The sequence below is a fragment of the Pseudomonas sp. FSL W5-0203 genome (genome assembly GCF_001896155.1).
Taxonomy (GTDB): Bacteria; Pseudomonadota; Gammaproteobacteria; order Pseudomonadales; family Pseudomonadaceae; genus Aquipseudomonas; species Aquipseudomonas paracarnis.
On sequence record NZ_MPOR01000016.1, the window covers coordinates 24,158 to 42,639 of the forward strand.

Below are 18,482 nucleotides of genomic sequence, written 5' to 3' on the forward strand. Positions count from 1 at the left end.
GCGCCTGGGGCGTCAGGACAAGAAACCACCGTCCACATTCAGCGAAACCCCAGTGGTATAGCTCGACGCATCACTGGCCAGGTACAGCACCGCGCCAGCCATTTCGCTGGGGTCGGCCACGCGCTTGAGCGGGATCTGGGCCAGGGCCATTTTCAGGATGGAATCATTCTTGACCAGCGCCGAGGCAAACTTGGTATCGGTCAGGCCCGGCAGCAGCGCGTTGCAACGGATTCCAAAGGCCGCACATTCCTTGGCAAACACCTTGGTCATGTTGATCACGGCGGCCTTGGTCACCGAGTAGATGCCCTGGAACACGCCCGGCGAGATGCCGTTGATCGAGGCCACGTTGATGATGCTGCCGCCGCCGTTCTCGCGCATCAGCTTGCCGGCTTCCACCGACATGAAGAAGTAACCACGGATATTCACGTCAACGGTCTTCTGGAATGCGCCCAGGTCGGTGTCCAGTACATTACAGAACTGCGGGTTGGTGGCGGCGTTGTTGACCAGGATATCCAGGCGGCCGAACTGTTCACGAATGCCGGCGAACACCTGGGTGATCTGCTCCATTTCACCAATATGGCAGGCAATGGCCGTGGCTTTGCCGCCCTCGGCGATGATCGCATCGGCCACGTGCTGGCAACCCTCCAGCTTACGGCTGGAGACAATCACATGGGCGCCTTGCTGGGCCAGCAACTTGGCGATGGCTTCACCGATGCCACGGCTGGCGCCGGAAACAAACGCAATCTTGCCATCGAGGTCGAACAGGTTGGTCTTGGACATGAGGGTTCCTTGTAGTTGCACTCAGAGCGCTGATTTGCCGATGACATTCAGGCTCATCTGCTCCAGCAGTTTGTTCATGTGGATGAACTGCGCGAAGCGTTTGTCCTGGGTCTGGCCATGGAAGAAGCGGTAGTAGATCTGCTGCACAATCCCGGCCAGGCGGAACAGGCCGTAGGTGTAATAGAAATCGAAATTGTCGATCTGGATGCCGGAGCGCTCGGCGTAGTAGTCGACAAACTGGCGGCGGGTGAGCATACCGGGGGCGTTGCTCGGCTGGCGGCGCATCAGTTGCACCGGTGCCGGGTCCGCGGCCTCGATCCAGTAGGCGAGGGTGTTGCCCAGGTCCATCAACGGGTCGCCCAGGGTGGTCAGCTCCCAGTCCAGCACACCGATGATCTGCATCGGGTTGTGCGGGTCGAGGATCACGTTGTCGAAGCGGTAGTCGTTGTGCACGATGCTGGAGGTGGAGTGATCGGCAGGCATCTTGTCGTTGAGCCAGGCGCGTACCGCCTCCCATTTTGGCGCATCGGGCGTCAGGGCTTTTTCATAGCGCTCGCCCCAGCCGCGAATCTGCCGCGCCACGTAGCCTTCGGGCTTGCCCAGGTCGGCCAGGCCGCAGGCGTGGTAGTCGACCTGGTGCAGTTCGACGAATTTGTCGATAAAGCTCTTGCACAAGGCCTCGGTGCGGGTGGCGTCCAGGCCCAGCTCAGCCGGCAGGTCGGAGCGCAGGATGATGCCGTTGACGCGCTCCATCACATAGAACTCGGCGCCGATCACCGATTCATCGGTGCAGTGCACATAAGCCTTGGGGCAGTACGGAAAGCCATCTTTGAGCTGGTTGAGAATGCGGTATTCGCGGCCCATGTCGTGGGCAGACTTGGCCTTGTGACCAAACGGCGGGCGACGCAGAACAAATTCCTGGTCGGGGTATTCCAGCAGGTAAGTCAGGTTCGACGCGCCACCAGGGAACTGGCTGATTTTGACGGTACCGCTCAGGCCCGGAATATGAGCTTTGAGGTAGGGATCGATCAGGCTGGCATCAAGTTCTTCGCCTGGGCGAATCTGGGTCGATTGGTCGTTCAGCGCCATGCTTATCCCTTCTGCTTATTCTAAAGGCCTTGGACTATTTCCTAATCTAATGCGCACAGCCGCCCAGCGACAAGGCCGGGGCGGCTTAATAGGTTAGCGTGTTGAAGGGTGATCAGCGTGCCTGATCGGTCATTTTGCAGGCGCTGGCAAGGTCACCGGTGTAAGCACGGGGCGGCCGGCAAAGTATTCCACCAGGTTATCAGCGACGCGCTGCACCGTGTCATGGGCCGCTTCCGGGGACAGGCCGGCCACGTGGGACGTCAGCACGGTATTGCTCAGGCGCTTGAGGGCATCGGGCACTGCAGGCTCATCGTCAAACACGTCCAGCGCGGCGCCGCCGATGCGGCGCTGCTCCAGCGCGGCGACCAGGTCGGCGGTCACCACTACGCTGCCGCGGCCAATGTTCACCAGATAGCCATTGGGCCCCAACGCATCCAGCGCATGTTTATCGATCAGATGGCGAGTGCCGGCCCCACCGGGCGTGGCCAGGATCAGGAAGTCCGAAGTGCGCGCCAGTTCGACGGCCGTTGAGCAGTAGGTGTAATCCACGTCATCGCGAGGTTGGCGGTTGTGATAGCTCACTTCCATGCCAAACCCGAGGGCGGCGCGCTTGGCGATTTCCATGCCCACGGCCCCCAGCCCGAGAATGCCCAGTTGTTTGCCGGCCAGGGAAGGGCGCATGACCTTCGGCCACTCGCTGCGGCGAACAGCGGCGTCGGTCTGAGGAATCCCGCGCACCAGTGACAACAGCAACGCCATGGCGTGATCAGCCACCGAGGGTGCGTTCACGCCGGCACCGTTAGTCACCACTATCCCGCGGTTGCTTGCCGCTTGCAGGTCCACATGTTCGTAGCCGGCGCCAATCACGCAGATGATCTCCAGTAATGGCAACGCGGCGATCTCTTCGGCATACAACCCAAGCGGCCCGCGGGTCAGCACGGCCTGAATCTGCCCCCCATGGGTCTTGATCGCTTGGGCGCGTTCAGTAGGCGTCGGCGCCAGGATCACATGAAAGTCGTTGCTCTCGATGATTTGCAGGTATTCGTTGATGGTTTCAACCAGGACCAGAACAGTGGTGGGCATCGCAAGGCTCTTCCTGAAGGGTTTGAGAGCATGAGTATGCGCCGAACCTACCCGTTATTGCGCTGACCTCCTGCAAGATTTCCGGATACGTCAAACCTGGCTGCGCAACCCAAACCCGCGCACCCAGGCTCCTTCGCTGTCGCGCCAGCTACTGAGTAGTCCCCGGTTGCCGTGCCTGGGCCCGCTCTCTTTGTGCGATCGGCATGAAATCGTAGGTCGGGAAGAATTCCGTCTTGTAGACACCCCACGCCGTGTTCTCGATGGCCAGGTTGACTTGAGCCAGGCGAGACGCCGGTAAACGCAGCACGATGACTTGCCCGATGCCCATGGTGATATTCCAACTGACGACTTCGACACCTTCCGGCGGGAAGACCTTGTGAAATTCTTGCTTGGCCAGTTGGGCTTTCAATTCGCCCAGCGGGCGTGATTGATCGTGTTTAAGAAACACGGTCAACATGACGGTGTTATCGGACGTGGCGGCGATGCTTTTGGTGGGCAGTGTCGTGTTGGCCTGTACCGTGGTTGCGCTGGGCAACAGTACGGCTACCAGCAGTGCAGGCATGAGTAGATATCTGAATGAAGCGTATGGATTCATCACAAGTGCCTCGTTTGTTATTGGTTCTTTATGGCTGGATATAAATTGGGTGTTTAACTAGTTTGACATCTGAGTCTTTATTGGTCCCGTGTAAGGCGCATGTACCACATAGATTCTAACGGGAGGGTTGGTCGCTACCATGTCGCGAGGGACTTCACGAGAATAGGTGAATTCGGTGTTGTCCAATTTTTCCAGCCTTCTGACGATGGTGCGATGCGGGCCAAGGTCGGGCACCAGGATGTGGGTCTGCTTGTCGCCAGTGACCAGGAAATAACCGCCCCCGCCATCAGGGTGTTTCGAGCGCCCTGTATCGGTGTAGAAAAATTCGTAACGATTGCGTTGCGGGTCCCACATTGAGATTCCGACCACGCCGGGGTATTTGGCCTTGACGTCGTTTTCTGGCTCGCCCTCTATATAAACCTTGGTGGTCAACCATTGAGGCGAAGAGGCCAGGGCACGAACATCAGCCTCAACCGGTTTCGCGTAACTTGACGGCGCGCCTAATAAACCCGCGAAAAACAGGCCGGTAAAAGCAAGGGTGAATCTTCGCATTATCAAACTCCTTACTGGTTGGTTAAGTGTTGTTATCGTCTTTGTCGGTCAGTGCGCGAAGATATTAGTGTGTGAATTTACGCGTGCTCAATAGCTATGTATGGTCCTGTAACAGTTGAGGGGTTGTATGACTAAGAATATGATTTTGAAGCGGGCTGCTTCTGAACTTGTTGTCGGACTCTTCTCGCAATAGGTGGCCTATTAAAACTTAGACGTAATGTTTGTACGACGTTTCAGCCATCCAAAACCTTCACGGGGGCGGCCACTTGACCAGCTGCTCCGCCTAACCATTCCTCAGCTAAGTCTTTGCTTCTCCAAGAGAATCCCGGACAATCCGGCCCTTGTTTCGGCCAGGGCGCTGCCTGTCAGGTTTTTCTGACTCGTGCTGGCCGTGTGAATGCGGAGATCCCACCGGATGAATGATCAGGCCAATAGCGTCGACGAACGCTATGCAACGACACCTGCAACGCTCACAAGCTGGAGCCGCCAGGACACTACCTGGATGCTCGGGCTATTCGGTACCGCCATTGGCGCCGGTACTTTGTTCCTGCCTATCAACGCGGGCCTGGGGGGCTTCTGGCCGCTGGTGATCCTGGCGTTGCTGGCCTTCCCGATGACGTTCTTTGCCCACCGTGGGCTGACCCGTTTCGTGCTGTCCGGCCGTGAAGGTTCCGACATTACCGATGTGGTTGAAGAGCATTTCGGTATCAAGGCCGGTGCACTGATCACCTTGCTGTACTTCTTTGCGATCTTCCCGATCCTGCTGATCTACAGCGTGGCGCTGACCAATACCGTCAGCAGCTTCATGGAGCACCAGCTGCATATCCTGCCGCCGCCCCGGGCCATCCTGGCGTTTGTGTTGATCTTGGGTCTGCTGGCCGTGGTGCGTTGCGGTGAGCAAGTGATCGTCAAGGCCATGAGCTTGATGGTGTACCCGTTTATTGTGGCCTTGCTGTTCCTGGCGGTGTACCTGGTACCGCACTGGAATGGCGGCATTCTCAGCACCGCCAGCGAAGTGCCGGCACCCTCGGCGCTGCTCAACACGCTGTGGCTGGCGATTCCGGTGATGGTGTTCTCGTTCAACCATTCACCGATCATCTCGGCCTTCGCGGTGGACCAGAAGCGCCAGTACGGCGCACACGCCGACGAGCGCAGCTCGCAGATCCTGTCCCGCGCGCACTTGCTGATGGTGGCGATGGTGCTGTTCTTCGTGTTCAGTTGCGTGCTGACCCTGTCGCCCGCGCAGTTGGCCGAAGCGAAAGCGCAGAACCTGTCGATCCTGTCGTACCTGGCCAACCACTTCGATAACCCGACGATTGCCTTTGCCGCGCCGTTGATTGCGTTCGTGGCGATTGCCAAGTCGTTCCTGGGCCACTACATCGGCGCCAGCGAGGGCCTCAAGGGCCTGGTGGTCAAGACTGGCCGCCGCCCGGCACCCAAGACCCTGGACCGCATGACCGCCGCCTTCATGTTGGTGGTGTGCTGGATCGTCGCCACGCTCAACCCGAGCATCCTTGGCATGATCGAGACCCTGGGCGGGCCGATCATCGCGTCGATACTGTTCCTGATGCCGATGTACGCGATCCGCAAGGTCCCGGCCATGGCCAAGTACCGGGGGCAGGCCTCGAATGTGTTCGTGACGCTGGTCGGTCTGGTGGCCATTTCCTCACTGATTTACTCGCTGATTCCCTGAGGCGTTCGCAGCCGATGCCCCGGCTTTAAGCACAGGTGGGGATCACCCATCGCTAGGCAACGGCCGACTCTGCGTGTAACGCGATTTGGCCGTTTTTCTGCCAGGCCGGAAAACTCAGCGCTACCACATGGTCTTTATTCACGCGTTGCGGAGAACCGAGGCGGCTCAACTGCACGCCATGCCTGAGAAAATAACGTTCCAGCGCGGGTGTGGTCACCGCCACTACCCGATTGGCGCCCTGGCTCCAGGCATGGTTCAGGCTGTTCCACCAGACGCGCATCGGTAAGGTGCCTTCCTCCAGGGCGCGCGCGGCAAAACGCGACACCTCCCAGGTGTCGCTGCTTCGCGGGGTTGGCTGGTCGCACAGAAAACCGAACACTTGCGCCAGCAGATAAGGTTGCGTGGTCGGCAAGAGCCGCGCGCAACCGCAGACTTGGTGCTCGGCATCCAGGGCGAGGATATGACGAGCATCCGCGTGGTCGAACTGGTCGAATTCGCGTTGGGGCCGGGCGTGCGTGGAATCCAGTTGCCAGCCCAATTGCTGGATGAAAACTTCGTGTCGGTAGCGGCCCAGGTCGTCCTCAAGCGTTGCAGACAGTTCATGGTGACGACGGGTGATGATGCTGATCATTGGATGTCCTTATCGCAATTGTCGGGCCCTAGATAAGGCCCTGTGCAGCGGCGTAGGCTGCCGCCAGTGTTTTGTTGCCAGCGCCGAATTTCTTCTGAATGGCTTTGAGGTGAAAGTTTACGGTGTTGACGGAAATAGTGAGGATCAGCGCAATTTCTCCTGAACTCTTGCCGTCGGCGGTCCACTGCAGGATCTCCCGCTCACGCCGGCTCAGGCAGACCGATTGGTGGGCGCGTTCGCTATCACCCAGGTCTGTCAGGCGCAGTGTCACCCGTTCAAGGATGCAGCGCAGGCGCACTTGAATCTCGTTGTTTTCAGCCTGCGAAATAATGTCTTGGCGCCGAGCCACGGACAGTACCCGCAGTGAACGGTCGTGGCTTCGAAGCGGCAGTGTGGCGCCGATGCACAAGCCCCAGTCCCGAGCTTCCTGCCACAGCGTGCGGCTGTTATCAAACAGTGCGTCGTTCCATACCACCATCTCGGTAGAGCGCAAGCCACTAAGGATTGACGGATCGACAGCCGCGTAGTTTTGCTTCTCGTAATGTGCCAGCCAGCTTGCGGGGTAGGACCCGCATATCTCGGTTCTGGGGCGTGTAAAAGGGGTCAGGTGACGTACGCCATAGGCGTAGTACTCGAACCCCAGTTGCAACACTTCACGCTCCAGAAGCGCTAACACTTGAGTCTCATCCTGTTGCTTGCACATCTCGATGCGTAAGCAATCCCACCAACGAATGAGGTCGTTTTCCTTCTCCATGGACAGTCGCCTCGATTACTGCATTCTTGGCAATCTAGCCCACAAGCTATTTCTGTCAAACTTTGCCGAGGCTTCCCGACCGCTCTGGCACGGTGCTTACACTTGGACGTTCGTGGTTTATGAGGCCTGGCGCAGGCGAGGCATTGAATGCCGCGCGTGGCACTGCTCAATGGCGTTGACCGCTGTTTCACAAGAGGCAGCGTCGCAGGGCATCAGGCTGCTCGCTCGACGACAGGCCGTTTGCAGCCGGCTGTCGTGCAAGAGCGTTGTGATCGCATCGTCCAGGTCCTGTTTGTTTAACGGTAGGGCAAGGCGTATGCCGCATCCCATGCGCACCAGGCGTTCGGCGTTATCGAACTGGTCATGAGCGATAGGCAGCACAATCTGCGCAATGCCGGCCGCCAGCGCCTGGCTCATGGCGCCAATGCCGCCGGGGTGGACCAGACCGGCCGCGTGGGGCAACAGCGAACTCATCGGCGAAAACGGGCGCTGTATCACGGTGGGCGGCAGGTCCGTGAAGAGCGGTCGATCACCGGTCAGAAAAATGCCGCGGGCACCGACCCTGTGCAGCGCTGCCAGGGCGAAACGATAAAACTGCTGGTCAAAGTGCTCAGTGGAGCCTTGAGTGAAGACAATAGGGGGCGCTCCGGCAACCAGAAAGGCTCGTGTGGGCTCATCGAGCCCAGGGGCGCCACCGTCGAACAGAGGGAAACCGGCCATGTGCAAAGGCTGTGGCCAGTCTTTCTGTGCGGGGGCGAACCATTCGGGGAACAGGCATATCACCCCTTGGGGCGCATGCATCCATTGACTGAAGATGTTCTTCACCACGCCTGGTAGCCCATGTTTGTGGCGTAGTGCGTTGATTTGGGGAGCACAGGTACGGTCCAGGCTCAGGTATTCGATCCCGCGCCAGAGCAGCTTGCGCAGAGTCAATGGCAAGCGCCGCGACACATTGAAGGTGGGGTGCACGGGCGGCAAATGTGCAGAAAGCAACGTGGATGGCGACACTTGGACGGACAGATAAGGGATGCCGTATTTTTCATGGGCGATACGTGCCCCCAAGGCCCATAGTGAGCCGACAACCACCGTATCGTCGGTATTGTGAGTGGTTACATAGTCGTAGACGGGTTCCAGCAGGCCGGCGATGGCTTGCCACAATACGGCGAATGAGGTCTTCGGGTCCCACAATAGGGGATCGCCCATGGCGGCGCTGTAGGTCGCCTCATCGCATAACGGCACGAAGTTCAGCCCCTGCGCCTCAATGGCGCGCTGAAACGTCGGCATGCTGCACAAGGTGACCTGATGACCGCGCACAGTCAGGGCAGCCCCCAGGCCGATAAAGGGAAAAACGTCACCGGCCGAGCCGATGGCAACCATGATTACTCGCATCATCCACGTCCTTGTTGAAAAGTATTTAGGCAAAGCTCAGCCGCGCTCGTTGAGCCGACTGCTCGCAAAACGCCCCTGGCTGGGCATCGCATGCCCTCAGCAAATGCCCGAGCAACGCGCGGTGCACGCCGTTGGCCGCGGCCTTGGACTCCAGGTCCAGAAAATGTCCGCTGCTCTGGGCAATGGAGAAGCTGCAATCGCGGATGTACTGCTTGAAGGACTGCACGTCCATGGCGCTGGTGTATTCGTCCCAGGCGCCATTCAGGAAGTGCACATGACTGTCAATGTTCGAGAGTTGCGGCAAGTAGGCCCCTTCATTGAGCTTGAGTGCCTGTTCGATATGGAAGCGCGCTTGATGCTGCTCGGCGTTGATCAACTGCGCCATATGCTGTTGATTGGCGGTCTTGAGTCGAGCCGGGAGATGCTTGCCCAGCGTCTGGTTGAGCAAATGGCCGATCCCTGCGTTGTCATCCCGGGCCATGAGTGCCTGCGCCCCGCTGACGTAATCGAGCATCGGCGCGTTGAGGCCAGGCGCAAACGACATCACCACTGAGCTTTCAACGCTGTCTGGATTTTTGGCAAGTGCCAGCAGGGTGGACAGGCCACCCCAGGACACGGAAACCAAGTGGTGAATGTTGAAGCGCTCGATCAATGCCAGCAGGATCTGGACTTCGTCGTCCTTGGTCACCAGGCACCGGTCAGGGTTGTGAGCGCGGGAGTTTCCAGCGAACGGCAAGTCAAACAGCACCACGTTGAAGTGTTCGGCCAGGCATTTACTGGTACGGGCAAAGGCCGACGTCGTGGCCATGGCGCCGTTGACCAACAGGACGTTCTTTCTATCAGGCGCATCGCCGATGTGTTCCACCGACACCGAATAATGCTTGAAGATTTTCTTGATCACATATTGGCTACGCGACATAACACACCTCCAGTCAGCACAAAAAACAGGCGAGAGCGCCCCTGGCACCGGGCTTGGGTGTCGAGGGCAGGGTTTGTTTTTTTTATTAAGGGGTACGGCTTACAGCGCGAAGTACATCCAGAGCTGGTGGGTTCCGTGATACAGGCGTCAGGGTGTAGAGAGTTTTAGCCTTCAAGGCGTAGAGGGACAACTACCTGATCTGGTAGGTCGTCGTGCAAAGGCTGTCGGCGGCCAGTACTTTTCAGTCTGATACAACTCTTTAAGGGGGAGCGGGAGCCTGGATTGACATCCGTTACCCTTTTGGCGCACGCAAAAAAACGCCGCGTACCTTGCGATACGCGGCGCCTTTCACATCAACACACCGTTAGGCTTGAATCACCGGGATGTTGGCGCTTGCTGCGATCTTGCGGAACTCAGCGATCTGGTCGAAGTTCAGGTAGCGGTAGACGTCACTGGCCATGGTGTCCAGTTTCGCTGCGTAGCCCATGTACTCTTCGACGGTTGGCAGGCGGCCCAGGGTAGAGGCCACGGCAGCCAGCTCAGCCGATGCCAGGTAGACGTTTGCACCATCACCCAGGCGGTTCGGGAAGTTACGGGTCGAGGTCGACACGACGGTGGAGTTCGGCTCAACGCGTGCCTGGTTGCCCATGCACAGCGAGCAGCCTGGCATTTCCATACGTGCGCCAGCCTTGCCGTAGATGCCGTAGTAGCCTTCTTCGGTCAGTTGGTGAGCGTCCATCTTGGTCGGCGGCGACAGCCACAGACGAGTCGGCAACTGGCCCTTGACCTGCTCCAGCAGCTTACCGGCAGCGCGGAAGTGGCCGATGTTGGTCATGCACGAACCGATGAACACTTCGTCGATCTTCTCGCCAGCGACGCTGGACAGCAGACGGGCGTCGTCCGGGTCGTTTGGCGCGCAGAGGATCGGCTCGTTGATTTCCGACAGATCGATTTCGATGATTTCGGCGTATTCGGCGTCGGCATCGGCTTCCATCAACTCCGGGTTGGCAACCCAGGCTTCCATCGCTTGGGCGCGACGTTCCAGGGTGCGTGCATCGCCGTAGCCTTCGCCGATCATCCAGCGCAGCAGGGTGATGTTGGAGTTCAGGTACTCGGTGACGGACTCTTTGGACAGCTTGATGGTGCAACCGGCAGCCGAACGTTCAGCCGAGGCGTCGGACAGCTCGAAAGCCTGTTCCAGCGTCAGGTCGTTCAGGCCTTCGATTTCCAGGATGCGGCCAGAGAAGGCGTTCTTCTTGCCTTTCTTCTCTACGGTCAGCAGGCCAGCCTGGATCGCGTAGTAAGGAATGGCATGCACCAGGTCACGCAGGGTGATGCCAGGTTTCATCTTGCCTTTGAAGCGCACCAGAATCGATTCCGGCATGTCCAGTGGCATTACGCCAGTGGCTGCGGCGAACGCGACCAGGCCAGAACCGGCCGGGAACGAGATGCCCATCGGGAAACGGGTGTGGGAGTCGCCACCGGTACCGACGGTGTCCGGCAGCAGCATGCGGTTCAGCCAGCTGTGGATGATGCCGTCGCCTGGACGCAGCGATACACCGCCACGGGTCATGATGAAGTCAGGCAGGGTGTGGTGGGTGGTCACGTCGATCGGCTTGGGGTAAGCCGCGGTGTGGCAGAAGGACTGCATCACCAGGTCGGTCGAGAAGCCCAGGCACGCCAGGTCTTTGAGTTCATCACGGGTCATTGGGCCGGTGGTGTCCTGGGACCCCACGGTGGTCATCTTCGGCTCGCAGTAGGTGCCTGGACGAACGCCTTTGCCTTCTGGCAGGCCACAGGCCTTGCCGACCATTTTCTGCGCCAGGGTGAAGCCCTTGCCGGTGTCGACAGGCGCTTCAGGCAGCTTGAACAGGTCGGTAGGGCCCAGGCCCAGCTCAGCGCGTGCCTTGTCGGTCAGGCCACGGCCGATGATCAGCGGGATACGGCCGCCGGCGCGAACTTCGTCCAACAGCACCGGGGTCTTCATTTCGAAGGTGGTCAGGACTTCGTCGGTGCCGTGCTTGCAGACTTTGCCAGCATGCGGGTACAGGTCGATCACGTCGCCCATGTTCATGTTGGTAACGTCGAATTCGATTGGCAGTGCGCCAGCATCTTCCATGGTGTTGTAGAAGATCGGAGCGATCTTGCTGCCGAAGCAGAAACCGCCAGCACGCTTGTTCGGCACGTAAGGCACGTCGTCACCGAAGAACCACAATACCGAGTTGGTTGCCGATTTACGCGACGAACCGGTACCGACCACGTCACCGACGTAGGCGATCGGGAAGCCTTGGCCGCGCATCTCTTCGATCTGCTTCATCGGGCCGGTCTTGCCTTGCTCGTCCGGCACGATGCCTTCACGCGCCATTTTCAGCATGGCCAGGGCGTGCAGCGGGATGTCAGGACGGGACCAGGCATCAGGCGCAGGCGACAGGTCGTCGGTGTTGGTTTCGCCGGTGACCTTGAAGACGCGCAGGCTGATCTTGTCGGCCAGGGTAGGGCGGTTGCGGAACCACTCGCCGTCAGCCCAGGACTGGATCACGCCTTTGGCGTGCTCGTTGCCGTTGCGGGCTTTTTCGGCGACGTCGTGGAACGCATCGAACATCAGCAGGGTGTGCTTGAGTTGGGCGGCCGCGACGGGCGCCAGTTCGGCGTCGTCCAGCAGCTCGACCAATGTCACGATGTTGTAGCCGCCTTGCATGGTGCCGAGCAGTTCAACAGCGCGTTTCTTGTCGATCAGGGGGGAAGTGGCTTCGCCCTTGGCCAGGGCAGACAGGAAACCGGCCTTGACGTAAGCGGCTTCGTCAACGCCTGGTGGAATGCGGTTGGTGATCAGGTCAACGAGGAATTCTTCTTCGCCAGCCGGAGGATTTTTCAGCAGCTCGACCAGGCCTGCGGTTTGTTCGGCGTTAAGCGGCTGGGGAACGATACCCAGTGCGGCACGCTCTTCGATATGTTTGCGGTAGGCTTCAAGCACAGTTATTACCCTCATCAGTGGTCCCACGGGACGCTCATCCAGAAATGAACGGCACGCATGCGCTCGGGGGCTTTTTGGGCCGCAAAGCCAGCGCTGCCGCCATTTCTTACAGAAGCTGCTTTCAAAGTTTTACGCCTGCAGAACGGAGCTGATGAGGGTTGGCGCGGGCTCTGACCTACCGGGTCGAACCTGCGCCAACACCGTTCTGAAGGAACGACTGTGCTCGTGACGCTTTGAAAACAGCTTCCAGCGGATTATTGGCGCCTTACAAGGCCGGGTGATTCTACGGCAAAAAAAATCTAAAGGTAAGTTGCCTACTCAAGTTTGCTGGGTGATCAACCTTAGACAAAGGGCTAACATGGCGCACTGTTTCGCTGATTTGCGTGTTGCTGCCCATGCCCAACCAAACCATCAAGACCCCCTGCGTCGGCCTGTGCTCTACGGTCTACGGCGATCTCGTGTGCCGTGGATGCAAGCGCTTTCACCATGAAGTGATCCAGTGGAACGGCTATAACGAAGAAGAAAAGCGTGCGGTCTGGCTCAGGCTTGAGCAGCTGTTGGTGCAGGTCATGGCCGGCAAAGTGGAGGTTTTCGACCCCAAGACACTGCGCGGGCAGTTGGAGCAACGCAAGATTCGCTTTGTGCCACACCAGTCCGAGTATTGTTGGGCCTACCAGTTGATCGCCCGTGGGGCCCGGGTGATCAATAACCTGGAGGCGTACGGCATGGTGCTGTTGCCGGAGTTTCGCGACTGGGCGCTGCCTGAACTGCGCGATGCCATTGATCGCGAGTTCTTTATCTTGTCCGAGGCGCATTACCAGCGCTATATCGCGCCTGGGTTCTTGAAAGATGCGCTGGGTTAATTGACTGGCGAGGTCAATGTGGGAGCTGGCTTGCCTGCGATAGCGGTGTATCAGGAGCAAATGCGCCAGCTGACCCACCGCAATCGCAGGCAAGCCAGCTCCCACATTTGATCCACATTGCCTGAAGGTCGGTGTCAGGGCTTGGTCGCCAGCTCTTGCAGATGGTCCATGAGCGTCTGCGGTTTAAGCACCAGCACATCGCTTTGCACCGCATCCAGCACCACCTCCGCCGTATTGCCGATCAACGCGCCGGAAATCCCCGTGCGTGCCACCGTGCCGATAATGGTCACCGCCGCCTGCAAGCGATGGGCAATATGGGGGATCAGCACATCGGCGGGGCCTTCCTCGATATGCAGGTGCCTGTCGTCCACGTCGAACTCGGCCTGGAAGGCCTTGCATTGCTCGCGATAGCGCGCCTCGATGGTTTCCTTGAGCTGAAAGGTCGGGTCTGCCGCCGACAGCATGGGCGAGGGGTGAGCACTGATCACATGCAACTGCGCTTTGGCGAGGCTGGCGATATCAAAGCCATGGTCGATGATCGAATTATGCAGCGAGCGGTGTTCGCCGTCGGCGTTGCCCACATCGATGGCCGCCAGGATCACGCCGCCTGCCCAAGGGGTGGCGGTCTTGACCAGCAACACCGGCGTCGGGCAATAGCGCAGCAACTTCCAGTCCGCCGGGGTCAGCAGGGCTTTTTTCAGAGGGTTGTCGGGGAAGTGCTGTTTGATCACCAGGCCACAGCCTTCGGCTTGCTGCACATCGATGATGGTTTCATGCAGGCTGTCGTTCCAGGCCTGCTCGGTGGTGACGCTGTAGCCGTCTTCTTTCAAGCCTTCCTTGAGCAGGCTCAGCAGCGCCGAATGCTCGTGCTTCTTGTCACAGACCAGCAAGTGCAGGTGCGCGTCGGTCACTTTGGCAATCAGCTTGGCACGCTTGAGGGCCAGGCTTTCCGAATGCTCGGGTTCGATGACCACCAGGATGCTGCGGATGGCTTGCATGGTCGGGATCTCCAAAAGGGCGGGCGTTGGATAACTATAGTTGCTGGCCGGCAGCCGTCATGTTGATACATATCAAGGCCGGTGGCTGGTGGTCTGCGACGGGGTCGGTATAATCGGCGCCCTTTTGTGATCCTTTGCCCGTGAGCCCGATGAACCTGCCCGAAATCCATGAATTCCTCGGCTGCCGCACCCCCGATGCCTGGGTCCAGGCCGCGTTGGCCGATCAGGAAACCCTGCTGATCGACCACAAGAACTGCGAATTCAAAGCCGCCAGCACCGCCTTGAGCCTGATGGCCAAGTACTACGGCCACGTTGACCTGATCAACATGATGTCGCGCCTGGCCCGCGAAGAGTTGGTGCACCACGAGCAGGTCATGCGCCTGATGAAAAAGCGCAAGGTCGAACTGCGTCAACTGCACGCCGGCCGTTATGCCTCGGGTTTGCGCAAGGTGGTGCGCAGCCATGAGCCGGTCAAGCTGGTAGACACCCTGGTGGTGGGCGCCTTTATCGAAGCACGCAGTTGCGAGCGTTTCGAAGCGCTGGTGCCGCATTTGGACGAAGAACTCGGCAAGTTCTACTTCGGCTTGCTCAAAAGCGAGGCGCGGCACTTCCAGGGTTACTTGAAGCTGGCTTACCAGTACGGCGACGCCAAGGACATCGCCCAGGTGATCGACCGGGTGCGAGCCACCGAGCAGGACCTGATCGAATCACCCGACGTCGAGTTCCGCTTTCACAGTGGCGTGCCAGCCTGAGGCCACGGCCACACCGATCAACGCGGTGATCCCCGCCAGCAGCAGGATCACCGTTGGCGTGCCCAAGGGTGCTGCCAGCACGGCAATCATCAAGCCCGCCAAGGGCTGGGCCAGGTTGTTGAGCAAGGTCATCACGCCGACTGTCTTGCCGAAGTCCTGCACCGGAATCACCCGTTGTCGGGTGCTGCGCAGGTACACGTTGAACATCTTGTCAAAGCCGGTCAGCAGCAGGAACCCCACCGCGTAGGCCCACACGCCGGGGCTGAGCGCTGTGATCAGCGCGCCGACGGTGATCATCGAGTACGACAACCCGCCCAGTACCTTCAGCTTCAGTGATGAATGCGCCAGGTAGAACAGAATCGCGATGGTCACCAGCGCCCCGGCGGCTTGCAGCAGGGCATAGGTGTCTTTGCCCGCTGCGTAGTGGCCGGTGACCATGGCAGCCGAGGTGGCCAGCGTCACGCCGACCATCAGGTTCACACCGACCGCCAGGACGATGATGCGTTTCAACTCCACCCGGTTGAGGATGTGGCCAAAAGCGGTGCGCAGGGGTTGCAGCCAGTTACCCGGCTGTTGTTCATGGATGTGCAGGTCCACCGTGGTGTGGCGCTGCCAGATCAGCATCGCCAGGTCCGCCAGCACAAACAGCACGGCGACCCCCAGCACCACCCAAGGCCACGCCCAGACTTCCAGCATCAGCGCCGCCACCAATGGCCCGAGCACCAGCCCGCTCTGGTCGGCGATCTGCGAATAGGACAAGGTCTTGGCGTAGGTGTAATGCTCGAAGATATGCGGCATCACCACTTCCCGCGCCATGATGCCCTGGGTGGTCAACACGCCGCATACCGCGGACAGCATGACCAGCCAATGGATACCGTCGAACAGCCCATACAGCGCCATCGCCACCACGCAGGCCACGGCCCGATACACTTGGCTGATATGCAGGATACGCACCGGTGAAAACCTGTCGCACAATGCCCCGCACACCGGAAAAGCCAGGTAGCGCGGCAGTGACTCGACAAAAAACGCCAGCCCCGCCCACGACACGCTTTGAGTGGTCTGGAATACGATCAGGGGCACGATAAACAGCAAAACCTGGTCGGCCAGCCGTGAAAGGAACAGCGAAATGAAGAACGCCAGGTAATCCTTGCGCATAGAACTCCCTGTCAATGGCGTTAAAAAGTGCAGGCTATTTGTTAAAAACTCTTAAAAGCATGAAGCTTCTTCGCTGTGGACTGGTCAGCCACATCTGTCGGCCAGCTTGCCACCTATAATGGCCCCATTTCAATCCGCGCATCCACACTGAGAACTTATGGAAAACCTGGGTCTGGGCAAGGTCTTGCTCGTTGAGGACGATGAAAAGCTGGCAGGGCTGGTCTCGCATTTTCTGTCGCAGCATGGTTTCGAGGTACGGGTGGTGTACCGGGGTGATGAAGCCTTGGCGGCGTTCCTGGATTTCAAGCCGAAGATCGTCGTGCTCGATCTGATGCTGCCGGGTCAGAGCGGGCTGCATGTCTGCCGCGAGATTCGCAACGTGTCGGACACGCCCATCGTGATCCTCACCGCCAAGGAAGATGACCTGGACCATATCCTTGGCCTTGAGTCCGGTGCTGACGACTACGTGATCAAGCCGATCAAACCGCCGGTGTTGTTGGCGCGCCTGCGTGCGCTGCAGCGCCGTCAAGTGCCCGAGCCCACCGTGCGCGGTGCCCTGGAATTTGGCCGCTTGTCGATTGATCGCAGTTGCCGGGTGGTCCGCCTGGGCGGCGAGACCATTGACCTCACCACCATGGAATTCGAGTTGCTGTGGTTGCTGGCCAGCAGCGCGGGCAAGATTCTCTCTCGCGACGACATCCTCAACCGCATGCGCGGCATCGCTTTTGACGGCCTGAACCGCAGCGTAGACGTGTACATCAGCAAACTGCGCGGCAAGCTCAATGACAACCCCCGCGAGCCGGTGTGCATCAAGACCATCTGGGGCAAGGGCTACCTGTTCAATCCGTTCGCGTGGGAGGTGTAGATGCTGCGCTTGTATCTGCGCCTCTATTTGATTCTCGCGCTCGGTCTGGCCGGGTCGATCTGGTTGGTCAACTACGGCCTGGACGCCTACATGCCCGAGTCCAACGAAACCTATAACCGTGAAGCCCTGCGCGGCCCGGCCTGGGCCCTGGTGGAGCAACTGCGCCCCGTGCAGGCAGAGGCACGCCAGGCACGCCTGGACGAGCTGCAACCGCATTACGGCTTGCGGCTCAAATTGGTGCAGCGCGACACCCAGGATTTGAGCGAACGGGAACAGAAACTCCTGGCGGCTGACCAGGTGGTGGTGCGCGAAGACTTCATGAAATTTCTCGCGCCTATCGACGACGGCCCGCAACTGCTCGAAATCAGATTGCCGGAAGAACCCAAGTGGTTATACCTGTGGGCCTATGGCTTCCTGGGCGTGAGCCTGGCCATCGTCCTGTATTTCTGGGTGCGTCCACACTGGCGCGACCTGGAGCACATCCGCCTGGCAGCGCAACGTTTCGGTGACAATGACCTGGGCTCGCGCATCTTGCTGCCGAGTCGCTCCACCGTGCGCTCACTGGCCGGGCACTTCAACCAGATGGCCGAGCGCATCGAAGGTTTGATCGCCAACCAGCGCGAACTCACCAACGCGGTCTCCCACGAATTGCGCACGCCGATTGCGCGGCTGTCATTCGAGCTGGACCAGCTCAGGCAGCAGAGTGACCCACGGCAAAGCCGAGCGTTGATCAACGACATGTACGCCGACCTCGGTGAACTGGAAGAAATGGTCTCCGAGCTGTTGACCTATGCCAGCCTTGAGCCAGGCGCTACCCAGGTCACCCGCGAGCAAATCGAGGCCCACAGTTGGCTCGACAGTGTGATCGGCAGCGTGGCCCTGGAGGCCGAAGCAGAAGGGGTGCAGTTGTCGTTGCGCACCTGCGAGGTGGACGTTATCCAGATCGAGCCACGCTTTATGGCGCGGGCCGTGATCAACCTGCTGCGCAACGCGATTCGTTATGCCGATCGTCGCGTGGAAGTGTCGCTGGTCAAGTTTGGCAGCGGTTACGAAGTGCGGGTCAACGACGATGGGCCGGGGGTACCGCTGGAGGGTCGCACCAAGATATTCGAACCCTTCCTGCGCCTTGACGCCAGCCGCGACCGCCGCACAGGCGGATTTGGCCTGGGTCTGGCGCTGGTCAAGCGTGTCAGCCAGTGGCATGGCGGGCAGGTGGAAGTGCAGGATTCGGAGTGGGGCGGGGCGTCGTTTCGAATGACGTGGGCCTATGCAGAGTAAGGCGGTTTGCCCCCATGCCATCCTGTAGGAGCGAGCTTGCTCGCGAAGAACCTCAACGATAACGCGTGTTTTCTGGATAAACGCGGCGCCTGCGAGTTTTTCGCGAGCAAGC

The 18,482-nt window shown here is 59.4% G+C and carries 17 protein-coding genes; 5 read left to right on the plus strand and 12 right to left on the minus strand.

What is annotated here, in order from left to right; all coding sequences use genetic code 11:
* Nucleotides 1-12: 12 nt before the first annotated feature.
* The 5 genes from BOP96_RS15765 to BOP96_RS15785 all read right to left on the minus strand — a co-directional run bounded on the left by BOP96_RS15765 (nucleotide 13) and on the right by BOP96_RS15785 (nucleotide 4,099).
* Nucleotides 13-780 (minus strand): SDR family oxidoreductase, encoded by a 768-nt coding sequence (locus BOP96_RS15765; protein WP_014718324.1) that lies wholly within the window; start codon nucleotides 778-780, stop codon nucleotides 13-15.
* Nucleotides 781-801: 21 nt separating this feature from the next.
* On the minus strand, nucleotides 802-1,869 hold the full coding sequence (locus BOP96_RS15770; protein WP_020301516.1) for a phosphotransferase family protein: 1,068 nt from the start codon (nucleotides 1,867-1,869) through the stop codon (nucleotides 802-804).
* 129 nt (nucleotides 1,870-1,998) lie between these two features.
* On the minus strand, nucleotides 1,999-2,952 hold the full coding sequence (locus BOP96_RS15775; protein WP_058410358.1) for a 2-hydroxyacid dehydrogenase: 954 nt from the start codon (nucleotides 2,950-2,952) through the stop codon (nucleotides 1,999-2,001).
* Nucleotides 2,953-3,100: 148 nt separating this feature from the next.
* Nucleotides 3,101-3,514, minus strand: coding sequence for a hypothetical protein (locus BOP96_RS15780; RefSeq protein WP_020301515.1), 414 nt, complete (start codon nucleotides 3,512-3,514; stop codon nucleotides 3,101-3,103).
* Nucleotides 3,515-3,604: 90 nt separating this feature from the next.
* Nucleotides 3,605-4,099: a DUF4822 domain-containing protein gene (locus tag BOP96_RS15785; RefSeq protein ID WP_014718328.1), complete on the minus strand. Its 495-nt coding sequence runs from the start codon at nucleotides 4,097-4,099 to the stop codon at nucleotides 3,605-3,607.
* A gap of 415 nt (nucleotides 4,100-4,514) precedes the next feature.
* On the opposite strand from BOP96_RS15785, the gene BOP96_RS15790 reads away from it, so the two are divergent.
* A complete protein-coding gene (locus BOP96_RS15790; RefSeq protein ID WP_014718329.1) occupies nucleotides 4,515-5,792 on the plus strand; it encodes a serine/threonine transporter in 1,278 nt (425 codons plus the stop codon).
* Nucleotides 5,793-5,844: 52 nt separating this feature from the next.
* On the opposite strand, the gene BOP96_RS15795 is transcribed toward BOP96_RS15790, so the two are convergent.
* The 5 genes from BOP96_RS15795 to acnB form a co-directional block, all read right to left on the minus strand.
* Nucleotides 5,845-6,423 carry an acyl-homoserine-lactone synthase gene (locus tag BOP96_RS15795; RefSeq protein WP_014718330.1) on the minus strand — a complete coding sequence of 193 codons (579 nt, stop codon included), beginning with the start codon at nucleotides 6,421-6,423 and terminating at the stop codon, nucleotides 5,845-5,847.
* 28 nt (nucleotides 6,424-6,451) lie between these two features.
* Nucleotides 6,452-7,177: an autoinducer binding domain-containing protein gene (locus tag BOP96_RS15800; RefSeq protein ID WP_073453277.1), complete on the minus strand. Its 726-nt coding sequence runs from the start codon at nucleotides 7,175-7,177 to the stop codon at nucleotides 6,452-6,454.
* A 117-nt stretch (nucleotides 7,178-7,294) separates the two neighbouring features.
* Nucleotides 7,295-8,566: a glycosyltransferase gene (locus BOP96_RS15805; RefSeq protein ID WP_073453279.1), complete on the minus strand. Its 1,272-nt coding sequence runs from the start codon at nucleotides 8,564-8,566 to the stop codon at nucleotides 7,295-7,297.
* Nucleotides 8,567-8,591: 25 nt separating this feature from the next.
* Nucleotides 8,592-9,485, minus strand: a complete 894-nt coding sequence (locus BOP96_RS15810) for an alpha/beta fold hydrolase (RefSeq protein WP_073453281.1) — start codon at nucleotides 9,483-9,485, stop codon at nucleotides 8,592-8,594.
* Nucleotides 9,486-9,849: 364 nt separating this feature from the next.
* The gene (gene acnB / locus BOP96_RS15815; protein ID WP_003190828.1) at nucleotides 9,850-12,459 is read right to left on the minus strand and encodes a bifunctional aconitate hydratase 2/2-methylisocitrate dehydratase; all 2,610 of its coding nucleotides are present in this window, start codon (nucleotides 12,457-12,459) and stop codon (nucleotides 9,850-9,852) included.
* Nucleotides 12,460-12,854: 395 nt separating this feature from the next.
* Between acnB and BOP96_RS15820 the strand changes: the two genes are divergently transcribed.
* Nucleotides 12,855-13,322 (plus strand): DUF1289 domain-containing protein, encoded by a 468-nt coding sequence (locus BOP96_RS15820; protein WP_003190830.1) that lies wholly within the window; start codon nucleotides 12,855-12,857, stop codon nucleotides 13,320-13,322.
* A gap of 134 nt (nucleotides 13,323-13,456) precedes the next feature.
* Here BOP96_RS15820 and BOP96_RS15825 read toward each other — a convergent pair whose 3' ends face one another.
* Complete coding sequence (locus BOP96_RS15825; protein WP_014718336.1) at nucleotides 13,457-14,320, minus strand: universal stress protein; 864 nt, start codon at nucleotides 14,318-14,320, stop codon at nucleotides 13,457-13,459.
* A 149-nt stretch (nucleotides 14,321-14,469) separates the two neighbouring features.
* Here BOP96_RS15825 and BOP96_RS15830 point away from each other — a divergent pair, with 149 nt between their 5' ends.
* Complete coding sequence (locus tag BOP96_RS15830; protein ID WP_014718337.1) at nucleotides 14,470-15,072, plus strand: tRNA-(ms[2]io[6]A)-hydroxylase; 603 nt, start codon at nucleotides 14,470-14,472, stop codon at nucleotides 15,070-15,072.
* Here the strand turns inward: BOP96_RS15830 and BOP96_RS15835 are convergent.
* Nucleotides 15,028-16,227 carry an MFS transporter gene (locus tag BOP96_RS15835; protein WP_019820166.1) on the minus strand — a complete coding sequence of 400 codons (1,200 nt, stop codon included), beginning with the start codon at nucleotides 16,225-16,227 and terminating at the stop codon, nucleotides 15,028-15,030. The two genes, BOP96_RS15830 and BOP96_RS15835, sit on opposite strands and share 45 nt — an antisense overlap.
* 157 nt (nucleotides 16,228-16,384) lie before the next feature.
* Between BOP96_RS15835 and BOP96_RS15840 the strand changes: the two genes are divergently transcribed.
* Together BOP96_RS15840 and BOP96_RS15845 are read left to right on the plus strand one after the other, a co-directional pair.
* Nucleotides 16,385-17,092, plus strand: a complete 708-nt coding sequence (locus BOP96_RS15840; protein ID WP_014718339.1) for a response regulator — start codon at nucleotides 16,385-16,387, stop codon at nucleotides 17,090-17,092.
* Nucleotides 17,093-18,370 (plus strand): ATP-binding protein, encoded by a 1,278-nt coding sequence (locus BOP96_RS15845; protein ID WP_014718340.1) that lies wholly within the window; start codon nucleotides 17,093-17,095, stop codon nucleotides 18,368-18,370. It abuts the gene before it with no gap.
* Nucleotides 18,371-18,482 lie beyond the last annotated feature (112 nt).